The 18,712-nt window shown below is 26.6% G+C and carries 18 protein-coding genes; all 18 read right to left on the bottom strand.

Going from position 1 to position 18,712, the window contains the following annotated elements; translation table 4 throughout:
- Nucleotides 1–128 precede the first annotated feature (128 nt).
- Nucleotides 129–1,832: a hypothetical protein gene (locus ASO20_RS02925; RefSeq protein ID WP_085056469.1), complete on the bottom strand. Its 1,704-nt coding sequence runs from the start codon at nucleotides 1,830–1,832 to the stop codon at nucleotides 129–131.
- Nucleotides 1,833–1,977: 145 nt separating this feature from the next.
- Nucleotides 1,978–2,421 (bottom strand): rRNA maturation RNase YbeY, encoded by a 444-nt coding sequence (ybeY, locus tag ASO20_RS02920; protein WP_085056468.1) that lies wholly within the window; start codon nucleotides 2,419–2,421, stop codon nucleotides 1,978–1,980.
- Between the two features lie 9 nt (nucleotides 2,422–2,430).
- On the bottom strand, nucleotides 2,431–3,480 hold the full coding sequence (locus ASO20_RS02915) for a cysteine peptidase family C39 domain-containing protein (protein WP_198140230.1): 1,050 nt from the start codon (nucleotides 3,478–3,480) through the stop codon (nucleotides 2,431–2,433).
- A gap of 28 nt (nucleotides 3,481–3,508) precedes the next feature.
- Nucleotides 3,509–4,504 carry a PhoH family protein gene (locus ASO20_RS02910; RefSeq protein WP_085056466.1) on the bottom strand — a complete coding sequence of 332 codons (996 nt, stop codon included), beginning with the start codon at nucleotides 4,502–4,504 and terminating at the stop codon, nucleotides 3,509–3,511.
- A 69-nt stretch (nucleotides 4,505–4,573) separates the two neighbouring features.
- Complete coding sequence (gene hemW / locus ASO20_RS02905) at nucleotides 4,574–5,668, bottom strand: radical SAM family heme chaperone HemW (RefSeq protein WP_198140229.1); 1,095 nt, start codon at nucleotides 5,666–5,668, stop codon at nucleotides 4,574–4,576.
- Nucleotides 5,658–6,494, bottom strand: coding sequence for a hypothetical protein (locus tag ASO20_RS02900; RefSeq protein WP_085056464.1), 837 nt, complete (start codon nucleotides 6,492–6,494; stop codon nucleotides 5,658–5,660). The genes hemW and ASO20_RS02900 overlap by 11 nt, the downstream gene beginning before the upstream one ends.
- Before the next feature lie 13 nt (nucleotides 6,495–6,507).
- The gene (locus ASO20_RS02895) at nucleotides 6,508–7,659 is read right to left on the bottom strand and encodes a hypothetical protein (RefSeq protein WP_085056463.1); all 1,152 of its coding nucleotides are present in this window, start codon (nucleotides 7,657–7,659) and stop codon (nucleotides 6,508–6,510) included.
- Nucleotides 7,660–7,696: 37 nt separating this feature from the next.
- Nucleotides 7,697–8,926 carry a hypothetical protein gene (locus ASO20_RS02890; RefSeq protein ID WP_085056462.1) on the bottom strand — a complete coding sequence of 410 codons (1,230 nt, stop codon included), beginning with the start codon at nucleotides 8,924–8,926 and terminating at the stop codon, nucleotides 7,697–7,699.
- 52 nt (nucleotides 8,927–8,978) lie between these two features.
- The gene (lepA, locus tag ASO20_RS02885) at nucleotides 8,979–10,790 is read right to left on the bottom strand and encodes a translation elongation factor 4 (RefSeq protein WP_085056461.1); all 1,812 of its coding nucleotides are present in this window, start codon (nucleotides 10,788–10,790) and stop codon (nucleotides 8,979–8,981) included.
- An 85-nt stretch (nucleotides 10,791–10,875) separates the two neighbouring features.
- Complete coding sequence (locus ASO20_RS02880; protein WP_085056460.1) at nucleotides 10,876–11,454, bottom strand: hypothetical protein; 579 nt, start codon at nucleotides 11,452–11,454, stop codon at nucleotides 10,876–10,878.
- Nucleotides 11,455–11,542: 88 nt separating this feature from the next.
- Nucleotides 11,543–12,169, bottom strand: a complete 627-nt coding sequence (locus tag ASO20_RS02875; RefSeq protein ID WP_085056459.1) for a hypothetical protein — start codon at nucleotides 12,167–12,169, stop codon at nucleotides 11,543–11,545.
- Nucleotides 12,170–12,233: 64 nt separating this feature from the next.
- Nucleotides 12,234–12,839 carry an ECF transporter S component gene (locus ASO20_RS02870; RefSeq protein ID WP_232297029.1) on the bottom strand — a complete coding sequence of 202 codons (606 nt, stop codon included), beginning with the start codon at nucleotides 12,837–12,839 and terminating at the stop codon, nucleotides 12,234–12,236.
- A 4-nt stretch (nucleotides 12,840–12,843) separates the two neighbouring features.
- Complete coding sequence (gene fmt, locus ASO20_RS02865; RefSeq protein ID WP_198140228.1) at nucleotides 12,844–13,779, bottom strand: methionyl-tRNA formyltransferase; 936 nt, start codon at nucleotides 13,777–13,779, stop codon at nucleotides 12,844–12,846.
- Nucleotides 13,780–13,922: 143 nt separating this feature from the next.
- A complete protein-coding gene (locus ASO20_RS02860) occupies nucleotides 13,923–15,377 on the bottom strand; it encodes a low temperature requirement protein A (protein ID WP_085056456.1) in 1,455 nt (484 codons plus the stop codon).
- On the bottom strand, nucleotides 15,358–16,185 hold the full coding sequence (locus ASO20_RS02855) for a potassium channel family protein (RefSeq protein ID WP_085056455.1): 828 nt from the start codon (nucleotides 16,183–16,185) through the stop codon (nucleotides 15,358–15,360). The genes ASO20_RS02860 and ASO20_RS02855 overlap by 20 nt, the downstream gene beginning before the upstream one ends.
- 25 nt (nucleotides 16,186–16,210) lie before the next feature.
- Nucleotides 16,211–18,031 carry a DUF2779 domain-containing protein gene (locus ASO20_RS02850; RefSeq protein ID WP_085056454.1) on the bottom strand — a complete coding sequence of 607 codons (1,821 nt, stop codon included), beginning with the start codon at nucleotides 18,029–18,031 and terminating at the stop codon, nucleotides 16,211–16,213.
- Nucleotides 18,015–18,227: a hypothetical protein gene (locus ASO20_RS02845; RefSeq protein ID WP_085056453.1), complete on the bottom strand. Its 213-nt coding sequence runs from the start codon at nucleotides 18,225–18,227 to the stop codon at nucleotides 18,015–18,017. The genes ASO20_RS02850 and ASO20_RS02845 overlap by 17 nt, the downstream gene beginning before the upstream one ends.
- Nucleotides 18,208–18,366, bottom strand: coding sequence for a hypothetical protein (locus tag ASO20_RS03065; RefSeq protein ID WP_232297028.1), 159 nt, complete (start codon nucleotides 18,364–18,366; stop codon nucleotides 18,208–18,210). The genes ASO20_RS02845 and ASO20_RS03065 overlap by 20 nt, the downstream gene beginning before the upstream one ends.
- Between the last annotated feature and the right edge of the window lie 346 nt (nucleotides 18,367–18,712).

Here is an 18,712-nt window from a genome sequence, read left to right as displayed (position 1 = left end):
CGAAAATGAGTTAGTGCTTATCAAGGCGGCGAGCTCAAAAAGCTGTCTCGCGATGTAGGTAGAGTAAAAAAGATCACTAAGAAAAAAGTTTAGTTGCGAAAAATACCGCTTAATGCCAACTAAACTACCTAAGAAGTTATTATTTCTGGTGAAATATCTATTAAATGAATTTTGCTATTATTTCTTTCCTGTATTTTTCCTGAAATTCTTAAGTTCTTGTATTCTATAAATTGATTATGCCCATCCAAAGTAATTGAATTAGGATTAGAATCATATAATTTTTTCTCTATCTCCAGTTCACTCTTGATAATTTTTAAAAAATCAATCAATTTATCAATATTTATTCTGAAATTATTTTCTAATCATTCTTTATCATTTACTATATTCAATTTTAAAGCACTTATTAAAAAATCGAAAATTTCAATTGAGTTTTTTTGCCCTGAAAATGATGGATCTAATCACTCAAAAAAGTCTCTATATTTTTGCTCTTCAACTCATGGGTGATAATGGAAAAATCATCAAGCGTTCCAATGTGAAAATATCTCTGTACACTTTATTGTATCTGAGTTTTGACTTGATCTATAACTATGAATGGAAGAATTTTTAGCATAGTATCTAGTTAATAATTTTATAATTGACCTCACTTGTTTTTTTATTAACTTGTCACCCGAGTTTATACTTCTTAATTTGCATAATATTTCTGATCAAGATTTTGTTGTGGATATTTGTGAACCATCCTCATAAATTGATTTTGTTGTGATTGCATTTATTTGTACATCACCTGAATCAACTAAAATATCTTTAATTTCCAAGACATTTGTCATGTGAGTTAAAACATATATTGTTTTTGTATCGTTTGCCAAAAACTTCAAAAGTTCCACTTGATTTTCATTATCAAGTGTTTCAAAAACATCATCAAATCATATTTCCTCATTATTTGGGGCACTATTTACAATTAATTTCGACAAGATAACTGTCAATTGACCAGAGGATAATCCTTTATCCGAAGTTACTGTTGCCACACCTTTTTCAACTGTAATATTTTCACCAAATAAAGGTATATAGTTTTGTGGGAACTTAAAAAAACTTTCTCGTTTATCTACAAAACTATTATATTTTGTAATTTTTTCAATCAACTTACTTTTATCTTGATATTGTGAAAGCTTGTATTTTATAAAATTATTAATAATTTCCATCGTAACATCACTATTATTATTTCTAATTAATTTTAAAATATCTGGTTTTTCTTTTAATAAATCAATAATGCCAACATTATTTTCATGTTTTTGCATGTATGTTCGAATATAATTTATTAAGTCATTGTGTAAACGATTTATTTCATTATTGCCAACAATTGTATAAATTTTCTTAATATTTTGCGAAACACTTGAAATGCTTAATAATTCTGAAAATTCACCTTCTGTCAAAGAAGATAAAAATTCTTTGTAAACAGTATATTGTTTTTGTATTTTTGTAATTGAATTAATTTCAAACTCTTCATCATAAGGGAAAGTCCCATTTCAAAAATTTAAATCAAAAAAATTAAATTCTAAAACATTTTCAATATGTTGTTTGATGTTTGACACACCACTTCAACCAATTGGCCCATCAGCTGTTGCAAGTTTTTTCTTTACATCATCTAATTCCTCTTTTAACTCCGTAATTTTGTTAGCAAATCTTGAAAGTTTAACATTTTTGATTGTTCGATCGATTCTATCTTCCATTCAGTCATAACCATTTGAATTTAAAACAATATTCCCATCTGAAAGTTTTTCATCCTTTAGTTTTGATTTTCCTACACCATTTTTACCATAAATAAAATTAATTGACATTTTATAAATCCTTTCAAGAAGTTAATTATTTAGAAAATAAAATATTCTCATTATCAAACTCAATTACATATTTTTTAACGATTTTGCAAGTTCATCTCATAGTGGAACAAAACCAGCTCCTAAAAACAATAATTTCATAATAACATTATTTGATTAATTTCAATTTATCAATAAATTTTCGCTGATAATGAGTCATTAATTCTTCTTCATCGTGAGTCATATGATCATAACCTAATAAATGCAAAGCTCCATGAACTACAAGAAAACGAAATTCTTCATGTAAAGTATTACCAATATTTTTACAATTATTAATAATTTCTTCATAACATATGAAGATATCTCCTAATTCTTCACTAATACATTTATTATTTTTACTTTCTTGTGGAAACGATAAAACATCGGTTGGTTTATTTTTATCACGATAAGTGTGATTTAATTCTTGTATTTTATCCGAATCTACTAAAATTATCGACATAAATCCATTAATTAATGGCATATCCTCTGAGATCACTTTTGCAACATTATTAATAATTTTTTTAAAGCCAGAAACATTATTATTAGTTAAATTATAAAAGTTCGCCTTAATCATAAATATATTTTACATTTTGTGATTTAAAACCCAAAAGAAAATTTTATTGTAGCACAAGATAATTTTTTTAACATGAATTATCTTGCTAAAATTAAATATTAACATGTTAATAACCCATCATCAGGTGATATTTAATCCATTAATTTGCGGATTAAAAAATAAGTAAAAAATAATTGATGAAATTAAAAAACTTAAAAATATATTAGCAATTTTATCGGCTAATTTAAAAATTTTGAAAATACTAATAATAAAATTAACAACTGTTGATATAAACAAAAATTCTATAAAATTATTATCAATCTGAATTGATACACATAACATCAATAAAACTAAGAAACTCCCGATTGTATTTATTAATTGAGAATAACTATACCCTATCTCATCGCTTATGCGATATTTATCGTTTAATTTATTAAAAATAAAAAATAAAAAAATATTGAACAATATTCAATAAATAATAAAAATTATCAAAAATATTCATAGTTTACTTACCATTTCAGGGTGCCCATAAATAGCTTTGATAATTAAAAACAACAATACTCAATTAAATTGAGTTAAAAATATTAATATTCCATATAAAATTGCTGGAAAAGTTTTTTTGATATTATTTTTGAAAGTCAGTTTACAACTTAAATTATCACTCTTACTTACTATCCCGATATAACCAGAGAATAAATAATTTAACTCAAATAGTGAGTAACATATTCTCCCTTTTTGCGGGCAAAAACAATAAAATTTATCATTTCTTCTCCCATACAAAATTATTGCATGTTCAAAATTATTTTTAATAATTATGATAATTGGGGAAATAATTTTTATTGTTTCTAATTCTTCAATATCAATATAATAAAAATTACAAACTAAACCATGCTTTGACCCTATTTCTTTTAAATCTTTAAGAGATAAATTTTTAGAACAATAGTAATTTTGTAATCAAATAAAATAACTCTGATGATTGTTATAAAAATATCTATATAAAATATATAGACAAGATAGTCCGCAATCATTATATGTTAATTGATAATTTTCCTTAATCGGATAAAAATAAGTTTTTTTCACTATATGTAATTAGTGAAAAATCGTCTTTTTAACGGTTACGACGACTGTTAAACAAACTTCCTGAGTTAGCATCAAAATGTTCATATGCTTTAACAATTTCATTAACAAGTGGGTTTCTAACGATGTCATCAACAGTTAAACGAATTTTTTTAATTTGTTCAACATTTTTTAAAACATGTAATGCTTGAATTAAAGCACTTTGCTGGTTCATTTTTAGATCGATTTGTGAAATGTCCCCTGTGATAACCATCTTCGAGTTGAATCCTAATCTGGTTAAAAACATTTTAATTTGGTTTTGAGTAGTATTTTGAGCCTCATCTAATATTACAAAAGCGTCATTAAATGTTCGTCCACGCATGTAAGCTAAAGGAGCGATTTCAATTACTCCTTTTGTAATTAATGCCTCTGTTTTTTCTTTTCCCATTAGGATATGAAAAGAGTCATATAATGGCATTAAATATGGATCTACTTTCATACGCATATCACCAGGTAAAAATCCAATCGATTCTCCAGCTTCCACAATTGGTCGAGTAATAACGATGCGTTTAATTTGGTTAGTTCTTAATAACTCATAAGCATACATAACTGCCATGAATGTTTTTCCAGTTCCGGCTGGTCCAGTTGCAATAACAACTGATGATTCTCTTAAAGCTTTTAAATATTCTTGTTGCCCAGCAGTTTTTGGGAAAAATTTTTGTCCTTCTGAATTGGAAGTAATTGCATTATCACTTAACGCAGTAATTTCTTCATTGTTTTTAATTTTTTTTGAAACATACTTAATATCTCAATTTTTAATGTTTTCTTTTCCGTTATTAGATTTTGAAATTTGTACTAAATTTTTTACTACTTCAAAAATTTTAATTGCATCAGTTTTTGAAGGAATTTTAATGAAAACATTAGGAGGTTGTACCTCAATCTCGCAATTTCAAGTTCTTTCTAAATCCTTCACGTTTTCACTGTTTGGTCCTAAAATGTTTGTAATATCTTCAATATTATCTTCTAATGTAAATTTAAAATAATCCATGGTTCCTATATTTCTTTGTTTTTATAATAAACAATTTTTGTATTAAAAATAATTTAAAAACTTTTTAAATTATTCCAACATAAATTCAAAAATATCATTAAGAAGATTTTTACCTTTTTTAGTTACTTTCATATAATTCCCCTCTTTTTCAATCAATTTAGTCTCTTCTAAAGTCACAATTTTATTTCATAGAATGTTTATTGATTCTTGAATACGTTCATTTGTTAATTCACAACCTTTTTGAAGTCGTAAATTCATATAAATAATTTGCGCAGCAGCCGTTTGAGAAGATAAGTTTTCATATTCACAAACTCAATTATCAATACTTTCGGTATTTCTACCCTCGACATAACATTTTTCTTCATTATCGTAAAAAAATGTGGCAGCTGATGGTCCAACACCTAATCAATCTTTGGAAGTTCAATAAGCGAGATTGTGTCAAGCATATTTTTTGTTCTTGGCAAAATTACTTACTTCATAATTTTCATATCCTAATTTTTTTAATTCTCGCTTAATAAAATCAGCAAACAGAATTTCATTATCCTCATCTAATTTAATATTTTTATGTTTTAGCATTGTTTTATCTTTGAGAATTAAACTATATCATGAAATATGATCAGGATTATGTTTTGCAATAAATGCTAGATCATTCTTAATATCTTCTAACGTTTGACCAGGGAAATTATAAATAAAATCGAAAGAAACATTTGTAAAATATTCTTTTATTAACATTATCTTATTTTCTAATTCTTGATCTTGATAACGGTTGTAATTAGCAAGCAAATTGCTATTAGTACTTTGAATTCCAATACTTATTCGATTAATATGATATTTTTTCCAAATTTTAATTTGATCTAGATTAATAAATTCAGGATTTGATTCGGTTGTGAATTCACTAACTTTTGTATCAAGATACTTTTCTAATATTGAAAAAAAGTTTTCTAGATCATCATTTGAAAAAACATTTGGAGTTCCGCCACCAATAAAAATAGTTTTTATACTTTGAAGATTAGATTGGAACTTAATTAATTCTTCTTCCAATCTTAGAAAGTAAGGATCTGTTTTTGTGGTATCAATTGTTTTGTAAAAATCACAATAATCACAAATTTTTTTACAAAATGGAACGTGAATATATAAATGTTGAAAATTATTTTTAATCTTCATCTTCAACGTAAACTGGACTTGTTTTTTGAACAACATCCATTTTTAAATTTTGTTCCTCAGCTTTTTTTTGCATTTTTCTTTTTAGATAATGCTTCATATTTCAAATCGGAATTTGATCACCCTTATTAAAAATGATTTCAATTTCTGTTTTACGCTTGTAAATAATATATAAATTTGTAGTATGATAAAGAATTGTTGCAACAAAAATAATAACACTTATTACATAAAATCTGCTCACAAAGAATGATGACGGAATATTATGTTTATCTAAAATTAGATAAACAATAATATAACTTAAACTTAATAAATAAATAATTCCACAAGCAATATTTGTTGTGATTAAACGTTTTCTTAATGAACGATACACTTGACTTAAAAATTTAGGTAATGGTGTTTTTTCTTGTTTGAATTTAGGAGCTGTACTTGAATATAATCTTAAACTACGTATAAATTTATATTTAATGTGATTGTAACGAAATGAATTAATTAGGAATACTGCTCCCACAATGATAGCTACAATGAATGAGATATTAGCAATAGCTACAAATACCATTCCAACAATAATTAATATTAAACCAACAAGTAAGCTACTTACTGCATAAAATTTTAGATAATTTTTGTAATGGTAAATTTGTAGAAGAATATAGTAATACGGATCAGTGTTATCAATTTTAACACCACTCTTAGTGATTAAGTATTCTCTCTCATCTTCATGGTATTGACGATGCTGTCCAAAAAAACCACGTTCAGGTCTTTCCAAGGAAGTTGAAATTGGTTTTTCTTCAGTTGGGTTTTGATTGTTTGGATTGTTAATAATATTCCCCATATTTTTTACCTTTCTACTTTTCTAATTCTAATTCAAGAGTTTTTATATCCTCTTCAACTTGTTCTTTCCGATTTCCAAATTTTTTTGGAGAAGCGTTGGTGAAAATATTTTTCTTCACTGACGGTATAATGCGATCTGGTCGACCTTTAAATAAACTAAAACGAGTTGATTGAGACTTATTTTTTTTCTCTTCTTCTTTTGCTCCGATGATATCATCCATATTAACAAATAAATCATCATCTAATGGTTTTTTATAGATATCAGACTCAACTTCAAAATCTTGCTTAAAAATCATTTTATCTTCGTGAAAATTATCATTTGTATCAATTTCTTTTGTTAAATTTTCACAACTGGCGATGAACGATTGTTCGTTTGAACTAATATTTTGTGCTGAAGGTGATGATTGTTGTTGAATCGGAGGAGTGACCACTTCTTGAGAAGTATTCAGTGATTGTTGTTGTTTTCTTCTACCAAATCATCCTCTTTTTTCTTCAACAACTGGAATTGGATCTGGTGATTGTTCATCAGGTTGCGCAACAGGTGTAGATTCAAAAGGTGTTTCTGCTTGTGGTCTACTTTTAAATCACCCTTTTTTAATTGTTGGTGTCGGAATGGTTTTGACAACATCGGATTCTAGTTGTTGTTCCTGCATATCAGTTTCGTCACGAGTTAGTGGAATAGATTTTTTTTCTAATTTAATTTCTTGAGAAACAGTTTTTCCTTCTAATTGCGCTTTTATCCCTAATCAAAAACGTGATTTTGGGTTTATTTTTAATGCAAAATTCACTCAATCTTCCGGATGTTCTTCAATATATTGTTCAACTTTTTTTCAGTCTTTTTCTTTTAAATTTTCGATTTCAAATTTTGCTTCGTTAGTACCTAATTCCATTTCTTTAGAATTTCACTCATCTACATGGTTTTCAAATTCTTCTTCACGTTTTTTAATCGCTTCTTCTTGTTGAACTAATTTTGATTGTAATTTTTCTAATTTAACTTCATCTTCATAGTTTCTGTTTGCTTTTAATTTTTTAATTTTTACTGATGTAAAAAATAAACACCCTACTAAAAATAAATTATAAAGGACGACTCCGCCTAATATTGAAACCAGTAATATTACTAGTGGGTCGCCTGTTTTTCCAAATATATTAATCTCTAAAAAATTCACATTTTCCTCTTTGTTTTATTATAAATAAATAAATTTTCTACTTTTGTTTAGAAATTTTTTTATAAACAAATTTTTTTGAAATTTTAATTTTTTCTAATAAATTTTGTTCGTTCATGCTTTGCATTGATGTTCTTGCTGTCTCATATGAGCAACTAGCAAATTTTTGATAATCTTTCACATCATAATATTTATTTTCTTGAGCATATTTAACGTAAAATTCTAATTCTTTTTGAGTTAACAAAGGAAAATTCTCATGTAAATTGCTAATTTGTTTTTCGATTGGAATAATATCTTGAATGTTATCTTTATTGATATGAGTTCTAGCAATTAATCCTTTCAAATGAGTTTCTAACATATTCAGTAAAGCAATAATGATGAATGTTGCATCATAATCATGTGTGTTTACATGTTTCAAACTTAATGAAATTTTTGAAGCAAAATTATTAATAATTGTTTGCGCTGATAAAATAAACGGCGTTAAATTAGGATATTCTTTGGCAATTACATAATAAAAAGATAAAAGAGCTGCAATATCGTTTCCTTCTTCGAAAATTATTCCCAAACGAACATATAAAAATACTAATGATGCTTTTATTAATAACGGTTCTTTGGAATTTTCGTTAACATAACTAATTAATTCTTGAAAATGGCTAGGAATATCGTTACAACGAACATGTGTAGTATAAAAATTAGAGTCAATATAATTTTTTTTACGAAAAGTATAGCCATGATAAATATTAAAAGCGGATAATCATTTATGAATTAATTTAGCATCATATTTTTCAGGACTTTGAAAATATTCAGCTGAAAATAAATTTGCAAAAATCTCTTTTTGATCATTTAATCGATTTTTGGAACTAATTAAATCATTTTCATTAATAGTGGTGTTAACTAAAAGATTTCATTCAGAATTTTGATATTCCTCAATCAATTGAGCATAATCATTAGTTCCCTGAACGATATTATTAATTTTCATTTCCAATACTTTAGCGTTAGCATTTCCGAGCAAATGACTAACTTCATCCATTTTTTTAATTAGAAAATGACTATATGTATAAAAAAACGTCACTTTAACTCCACGAATTAAATGACTTAAATCTGTGTGGCGTCGTAATTTTAAACGATAATTAGTAATATTTTTCCATACATTTTCATTATAATCATGCCCAAGGTATTGCATTATCTCTTGCTTACTTAAGTATTCTTTGTCTGTAAATTTTTCTTCAATTTTCTCGGCAAATATATCGTTTAGAAATGTGTTTTCCATAATTACTAATTTAATACTAACTTACTAAAAATTATTTTGTAAAAAGAATACTTTATTTTTTGTTATTTTTATCCCCAATGTTTAAAACAGATAAAAATGCTGTTTGTGGAATCTCAACGCTTCCCACCATTTTCATACGTTTTTTTCCCTCTTTTTGTTTTTCTAGAAGTTTTCTTTTACGAGAAATATCTCCTCCATAACATTTAGCCAAAACATTTTTTCTATAAGCTTTGATAGTTTCACGAGCAATAACTTTATTATTAATTGCTGCTTGAATAGGAATTTCAAATTGTTTTTTTGGAATTAATTCTTTTAAACGTTCGCAAATATGTTTCCCGCGATAATAAGCTTTTTCTTTATGTGTAATCATACTTAGAGGATCAACAACTTCCCCATTAATTAAAATTTCCATTTTCGCCAAATCACTAATCTTATATTCTTTAAATTCATAATCAAAAGATGCATATCCTTTTGATGCTGATTTTAAATTATTGAAAAAATCAAAAATAATTTCCGAAAGTGGAAATTCGTAAACCAATTCATGACGAGTATCATCGATGATATTAGTTGTAATATAGATACCACGAGCATCTGCTGCTAAAGTTAAAACATTACCGATGAAATCAATAGGAGTAATTATACGAGCATTAACGTATGGTTCAGAGATTGAACTAATGTTTTGTAAAGGAGGGAGATTTTTAGGGTTATCTAATGAAAATTGTTCTCCCTTTTTAGTTGTAATGTGATATTGAACTGAAGGGGCTGTGGCAATTAATTTTAAATTATATTCGCGTTCTAAACGTTCTTGAATAATTTCAGCATGTAATAAACCTAAAAATCCACAACGGTATCCAAATCCCAAAGCATCAGATGAATCTTGTTCATAAGTTAAACTTGAATCACTTAAACTAATTTTTGCTAGAGCATCACGAAGTTGTTCATAATCTTCTCTTTCAACAGGAAATATTCCCATAAAGACCATTGGTTTTAAAACTTTGTACCCGGGTAACGATTGCGGGTTCTTGTTGCTTGCATGAACTAGTGTATCTCCGATTTTCACATAAGAAACATCTTTAATGTTTCCAGAAACCATTCCAATATCACCAGCTTCTAAAGAACGAATCTCACGAATCTCAGGTGTTTTAATAGTAATATTAGTTATTTTAAAAGTATGTTTCGAATGAATAAACTTTAATTCATCACCGATCTTAATATTTCCCTCTTTTACACAAATCAAAATGACAACACCGCGGTGGTTATCATAGTAACTATCAAAAATTAGAGCTTGTAGTGGTTTATTTTCGTCTCCATTTGGCGACGGAATGCGATCAATAATTGCATTAAAAACATCTTCAATGTTTAAACCAGTTTTTGCTGAGATTAAAGGAGCATCCGTACAATCTATGCCGATAATGTTTTCAATTTCCCGTTTAATGTCATCTGGTCGTGCTTGTGGCAAATCTATCTTATTTAAAACTGGAATAATTTCCAAATTATTATCAATCGCCAAGTAAACATTAGAAATTGTTTGCGCTTGAACACCTTGTGAACTATCAACAACTAATATTGCACCTTCACAAGCAGCTAAACTACGACTTACTTCATAATTAAAATCAACATGACCAGGTGTGTCGATAAGATGTAATTTATACGGAATATCAGTTCTTGGATCGATATAGTTTAAAGTAACTGTGTTTAATTTAATTGTAATACCACGTTCTTTTTCTAATTCCATGTCATCAAGTAATTGAGCACTTTTTACTTTGATTTTTTTAGTGTGTTCTAAAATACGATCAGCTAATGTGCTTTTCCCGTGATCAATATGAGCAATGATGCAAAAATTTCGAATGTTTTTCTTATTCATAAATACTTATATAAGTTTATAACATTAAAGAAAATAAAAAAAGCACCAATACAAGTGCTTTTATAAAAATCTTTTCCGAAAACAATTAAATAATGTTGTTGTTACTATCATTACGAAAATTATTTGTTTGAGTATTGATGGTGTTGTTTGGATTAGTATTGGCTTGGTTTGAATTTATCGTATTAGTTGATTGTGGTTTATTTCTTTTTTGACTAATCGATTTCAATAATTCATTAATAGTTTTAGTTTTTGGTGTAAATAATTTTAAAACTCCTCCCACTAAGAAGAAAATGGCAATAATTCAACTTACAAATAATAATGTAACTACCCCAATTCCGATCTCCAATAAATTATTGATTTTTTTATTTGAAATAGAAATAAAAAATACTCATAGTCCTAATAAGGCAAAAACAACGGCAAAAACAATAAATGCAGTTTGGTTTTCTGATATTCAGTTTTTAATAACAGGAATAAAAGCTAATACCCCATTAAAAATATCCATCACAATTTTATGAATATCTTTCACAATCGAACTACCCGAACTCATTGAATCTATTTTGCTGTAATCTACAGCTAAATAAATAAATAAACCCGATAATGTCAAAGCTCCTATACCAGCGATAAATGATGAAATTTTTCCAACTAATCTTAAAATTGCTAACAATGTAGCCTCCTTTAAGTTTTAAATAACCTTATTATTATTATAAGGTTTTTTTAACTTAATTGGTTATTTATTATTTTTAACGATAGTTCTAAAATTTACTGTTTTGTTTATCTAAAGACTTATTTTTCTTCATTGTAAGATGAAAAATGGAATTTCTTTTACTTGATAAAATTATCACAGTTGAAGAAATCATAAACGAAATCGTCGCCAATACAACAGTGGAAAAAATTGATTCTAAACGTTCTTTAACGTCGGTTGTCGCAATAAGTAAAAATATTGTCATTATTAATACTTTAATAAGTTCACCAATAAAAATAGCTGAAATAATGTTTGTTGTTAAATTAAATTTTTTTAGAACTTTATATTTATTGTTAACAGCGATATTCACTAGTGTAATCAATATTAGTGTCGATAAAATCATCGGAATGAATCCTAAAAAACTTTCTGGTAAAAATCAATCATTCAATATTCATTGATATAAGAAGGTAAAAAAAGAAGCTATAATTGCCATCCCGTAAAACATTCAAACATTATAATAAGTTTTGGAAATATATAATAAAAAAATAATTAACACTACATCAGATAAATTAATGTATCATGAATCTCCTGTGCCTAATCCTAATTTGAATAAAATTGATGATAAAAATAATATTGTTCCTACACCAAAATAAAGTAAAAACATCACAATTCATTTATTGATTTTCTTATTTTTCATTTATCAGTCCTAACTTTTCAATTATTATTATGATAATTCATTTTTCTAATTTATTAAAAAATTATTAATTTTTGTAAGTTTTGTTTTTAATTTCAGAATCATCTGACGTTAAATCAATTGTAAAAATGGTATTTTCATTGCAATTGGCAATACTTTTGAATAATGATGCTTTTAAAATAAAAACTACTGAAATAATAATAGCAACAGTTGCTAACTGAACAATATTAATAATTAGGTCTTCAATAGCTAAAGACATATTAAAACAAATCAAATCTCAAATAAAATAAGTTAAAACCATAATAATTTGAGTAATTAAGACCACAACAAAAGCATAAAGAGGAACAAATTGATTGTGTTTCTTAAAATATGGTTTTTCAATTATTTTTTCAAAAAATATAAAAAATAAGGTAATTGTGATAAATCGCGTAAAAAATGTAGCCGGAATATAAATTGGTTCTCCAGCGTATAAATCAGCCATACCGTATCCTATAAAAGCAGAAATAACGCATAATAAATAATTTCTTCTTGGATATAGAAAAATTGTCAAAATTAAGATTGAATCAGTGAAATCTCAATAAAATGTTCCACTTGGAGCGAATTTTAAAAATGCAGTTGCAACAAAGTAAACTGCAGCTAGTATCGAATAAACAGCAATATCTAATGTATTCATTCTTTTAAACAAGGACATCTCCTACTTTAATACCACGAAATCCATTTAAAAAAGTTTTTGCTTCTTGTTTGGTTTTGTTTTCGACTTGAATCTCCAACGCCATTAGCGCTGAGTCTCCAGTTTTTATAATAAACATTCCATTACTAAATTGCAATACTTCACCATAATTTGCATTACTTTCCTTTGTGTCGCAAATTTTAGAAGTAAAAATTTTCAATAAATATCTTTGCCCATCTCGTAAATAGTAAGTGAATGCTCCTATGTTATTTAATCCGCGAATTTGATTATAAATTTCTTCGGAAGTTTTGCTTCAATTAATTTGTAAATCTTCTTTTTTAATATTTAAACCAAAAGTTGCTTTGGTATCGTTTTGCAATTTTGGTTGATAATTTAATTCATGAATGTTGATCAATCAACTGTTAATTTTTACGCATGTTAAAAAAATCAACTTTTTTTCTAAGGAATAAAAATTGTCTGTTGATTCAATTGGAATTACTTCTTGAAAAAAAACTAACCCTGCATCCATTTTTGGTGTCATTTCAATAATTGAAACTCCTGTTCTTACTTCTCCATTAATTAATGCTCAATTAATTGGTGCTCCACCACGGTATTTTGGTAATAACGAAGGATGAATATTAATACATGTGAATGAATCTAAAATTGGTTTCTTAATAAATTGCCCAAAAGCACAAGTTAGGATATACTGAATATTCATACTTTTTAAGTATTCTAAATGATCGTTAATGTTTTCTGTTTGTAAAAGCGAGATATTAGCTTGTTTTGCAAGAATGGCAACTTCTCCTAAAATTACTTGTCCTTTTCGATCGCATCTTTTATCAGTTGGTGTAACAACTAAGATTACATTAATTAATGGGTTTTTTAAAATTGTTTGAAGAACTTCTGATGCGTAAAAAGTGGTGCCCAAAAAAGCAATATTCATAATATTATTCATTTTCTGCTAAAAAAATAATAATGGCAAATATTAGCGGTCCGATAAAGGCTGCTACAGCCATGAAATGTCAAATTGGTGGCATATATATCAAGGATAATTATAATAGAATAAATTATAATAGTAAATTATTTCTATTCTTCAATCTGTTTTATATTTAAATGAATTTTATTTAGAGCACGCATTCATGTTGATTTGTATCAACCTCACGTTCCAATAAAGACAGAAATAAATGATAAACCTGTCAAAATAATCAAAATAAAAAACGAGTTATTAATAGTTGTATCTAATTTAATTGCTAATAAAGATAATGTTGAAATAACGATTGAGTCAACAGCAAATAACATCGATCAAGATGATTTTAAAATTACATTTCCGCGTTGGTGAATAAGATTTTTTGTCGCTGAAACCCAAGAAATGGCAACAAAAAATAACGCAAAACCTAAACAAAATATAGATGAATCTCCAATATTACTATCATCCAAAAAGTTTTCTGCTATATTTGCCAATCCTCCAGCCATTAAAACTACACCAGTAATAACTAGTAAATTTGAAATTAAATAAGTTCTACTATCAATAATTTGTTCATGAAATCTAATTGTTCAAACACGATCAATGTATATTCATCACAATGCCAAAACCAATAATGTTGTCGCAACTATTAATAAAATGATCTTGAAGTAATCAGTGTTCATATTAGTAGATATAATATTTTGACCTACCGCCTCATAAAAGTTAATAATACTTTCCCCGATCGCAACACAAAACATTAATGTACAACGTTCAATTAGGTGATTAGTTTTAAACGGCAACATTAATATATTAGGTCTTTTTTGATAATGTAAAATACGTTCAAATGTAAAAAACATTACCCCTATTATTAGGGCAATAATGAATAATGTTATTCACAACATAACAATATTTTGAATAGTAAATAATAAAATAATTCCAATAGCTGCTAAAGAAATAACTACAATAAATCCATTCTGAATAATTTTCAAGAAATACTTTAAAACATTTTCTTGATGTTCACCTAATTCGTGAAAACTAGAAATGAACATGATAAGCAAGGAAATAAATAAAAATAAAATTCCAAACAAATTTAATATCATAAGATCATAAAAATTACTCTTGAAAAATAACAAAACTTCATGTGAATTAAACATATACTGTGTTGCTAGGAAAAATGATGCTGCTAAAAATACAATAATGAACAAAACTTTTGATTTAATACCATAATTTTCAAATCATTGAACAAAGTAAATCATAAAAAATCATGCTATTCATAACAATAAAAATTGCATAATAAAAAATATTGTTACATAAACTTGCTCTGGAATAGGTGGGTTGTTTTTCCCATAAATATTATTAGTAAAAAAGTCAAATGATAAATTACTTGAAATATGTCGAAAACTGGCAATAATAAAAACATCAAAAATAATTTCTACAACAGAAATATGAGGGCGTTTTAATAAATTTTTGACAAGAATTTTTGGTCTTGAAAAAGAACTAATTATGCTATCTAATAGATATCAACTTTCTTTTTTTGAATCATGATTAATATTTTGTTTATTTATCTTTTTGTTCATGTTTTTTTTCTTCTCAAGAACTGTCTTCAACTTCGAATTTTTTAGATCCTTTTGTTAGTTTGTTAATCTCCTCAAACGAACCTGCCCCGATTTCCAAAATACTAGTAATAATTAACGCTCCAAATGATGTATACATTAATCCACCAACAAAACCAAAAGCTGCAGTTAAAACTTGACTAATTGTATTTGTTGGAGCTATATCGCCAAGCCCAATTGTTGACATTACAATAATGCTATAGTACATTGAATTTCAAAACGATAATTGCGGTTCAGAAACATAAATAGAAATTGCAAATGTAGTTAAAATAATTAGTAAAAATACTCCTCAACCAAGAAATAATTTTAATTTCATTTTAAAGATCATTACAAATAAACCTATTAATTCTAAATATTTCATAATGTAAATTAAACGCAAAACTCTTAATAAAGAAATGCCATCCAAACCTCTAGTTGGTTTTATACAATCAAAAGCTATTAGTAGACCGATTATTGATGGCAGTATTGAAGCTAAAATAAATAATGAACTAGGAAAAAACAATATTAAATAGCGAATTTTTTTATCTTCATTTTTATAATAATTTTTTAAAGCGTTAGCAATTCAGTCAAAACTAAAAATTACCAAGAAAACAATGTCTTGAAAATACATTGTTGAATGACTACTATCCTTATTAAAGGACGCTATTGTAACAATAATTGATGTTAAGCAAGTAACAATAATTACTATTGTATAAATTGTTTGAGGAAAATTTTGTTTTTTGCGAAAATTTCATCCGCGAAACTCAGATAAACTGGCAATTTTTCTTAACATATATTTAATTTTATCTAAAAAAATATTAGGTATTTAAATTTACTATTTTTTTCATTTTTTCATAAATAACAACCATCGCTAAAGTGTCTAAATAGCAATATTTTAGTAAATTTTTTTGCGTTTTTTTCCACTCCTCTTCTTTAAAAGAAGGATTTTTCAAAAAAAACTTTTCAGTATAATAATATCTAAATGCTTCTGTTGCTGCTAAACCATTTTGTATTTCTAGGCCTTTATATGAAAATTTTGGATCTAAAGCTGGTAAAACTTTTTTAATACTATAGCTCCCATTGAATAATTTGCAATCAAATAATTTTTCTTTCTTAAAAATATCTTGTAAATCAATAATGCGAGATTTTATTGATCTTAGTGCATCTATTTGCTCTCTGTTTTTATTTTTGTCGAGTTCTAGATATTTAATTAAATCGTTAATCCTTGCTTCTTCATAAGCTTTGAAAAAAGCTACAATAGGGCCGTGACCTTCCCTATTTAGATCAAAAATTAATTTATCAATTAGCTCAATTCTAAAATCTTCTTTCGATAAATCCGCAATGTATTCGCAATGTATTAAATCACTATCGCGGCGTTCATCGTAAGATTGATATGTATTATCTGGTTTTATTATTATATGAATACTATATTGGAATGTTAATGTATTAAAAGAGGATGTCCCTTTTAAAATCGGAATTCCAAACATTACGCCTTCAAAATCCAACATATAGATAGGATAAATATAATTTGTTGATAAATAATGTTTTAATTCTTCTTTTTTAACAAAAATCCCGTTTGGTGAATGACATGCTTCTCAATAATTTTTCGCATTATCATTTAATTCGAATTCTATTAACTTATAATCACTTAAGTCAGTAACATATTTATAACCAGTGCTATACATGTACATTTTTTTTGGAAACTTTAGGCCATTAAAAGAAAAAACACTATTAAGAAAATCAACATCGTTGTACTTTTTTAAACAATAATTAAATGCTTCGCATTTTGCACCAAATAGTGAACAACCATTTCGTACCCCGCCATTATAATATGAAAATATTTCACATCCTTGTTTTAGTTCTGTATTTTTTTCACTATATATTTCACTCGAATTATCAACATTCTCTATTTGATTTCATTGATTTTTAATTTTAATAATTTCATCAATAATTACTTCAAAATCATTAAACAAATGACCTTCGTAGTTCGCTATTTCTTCTGCGTTTTTTCCAGTTTCATTATCATAATATTTTATCGCTGGCACAAATAATTCACTTAATTCAAGTTTGTCTTTTAGAATATAATTTTTATTTAGATGAACTAAATAACATTGTGCTATTTGATGTCCCAATTTTTGTAATATTATTTTTTGGTATAAAACATCATAAGCATATTTAGTTTTTGGTTTTGAGGAAGCTTTCACTTCATAAATCAATAACTGCCCATTTTCAGCCTTAACCAAGGCATCAATTTTACAGATGGCATTATTGTAATAAAATGTTGCCTCAAAAATTATTCCAATTTCTGGATCATTTATCGCCATTAATGTTTTACTTTCCTTAAGTTCGTTAGAATAGTCGTCTATATTAATGGATTTAGTGTTTTGATACACATCACGAAAATAATTATGAGCATACTTCCCAACCATTACTCCTTCATTTTCATTTTCATCCACAAATAATTCGTCAATATTTTGTTCGTCAATTAATTTCGTAATTAATTCTGCGTCTTGGTTTGGTAAATTTTGATAATTAGATTTTTGACCCTTTGTAAAAAATAAAAAGCACCTGCGATGGCACTTTATATAATTTAAAAAATCTGATTTAGTAATGATGGTAGTTTTAATTTTCGAATTCATTCATTAAACTTCGTTCTACTGATTTAATTAATTTTTCGATTTCTGATAACGGACGCTTGCTTACTCTTTTTATATCAAATGAGTATAAGTAATTACCGTTCTTAGAACTACTTTCGTGAACGACTACTTTACTACATTTATAACGTTTATTGGCGTTTGTTGTTTTGATAATAATGTTAGTATTGTTTTTTAGCATCTTTGCCCCCTTTAGATCTTAATCATTTCGGTATCAAACGAGAAAAGAATGATTTCTTTTTCCCACTAGGAATAGTGATCACGACGGTTTCTTGTTCTACTACTTTGTTTTTCTTTGTTTCTTCAAATAAAAAATTCATTTTAACTAACGATATGCAATCCATGTAATATAAAGAATAAAAATGAATCCTTAAAGTGACCTGTAATAGGCAATAGAGCTTGAACTAGTAGTAGAATACCGAAAATAATAATTACAAAGATTCTAAATTTAAATGGAAGGAAAAAAGTTAATATAACCAAAGCTATTATTAAAATAATTGCTAAAGTTTGAATTACTCCCAATAGTGATGCGAATGCATCCATAAAATCCTCTTCTCTCTATTGTTATGTATTTATTATAACTAAATCAAACCATCATAAACTATTTGGACTTGTTTTGACATTCCGCTATTTAGATATTTACATACATTTTAATTAATAGTATAA

The sequence above is a fragment of the Mycoplasma sp. (ex Biomphalaria glabrata) genome (assembly GCF_001484045.1).
Classification (GTDB): domain Bacteria; phylum Bacillota_I; class Bacilli_A; order Mycoplasmatales.
This window is presented reverse-complemented; position numbering and strand designations above follow the sequence as displayed.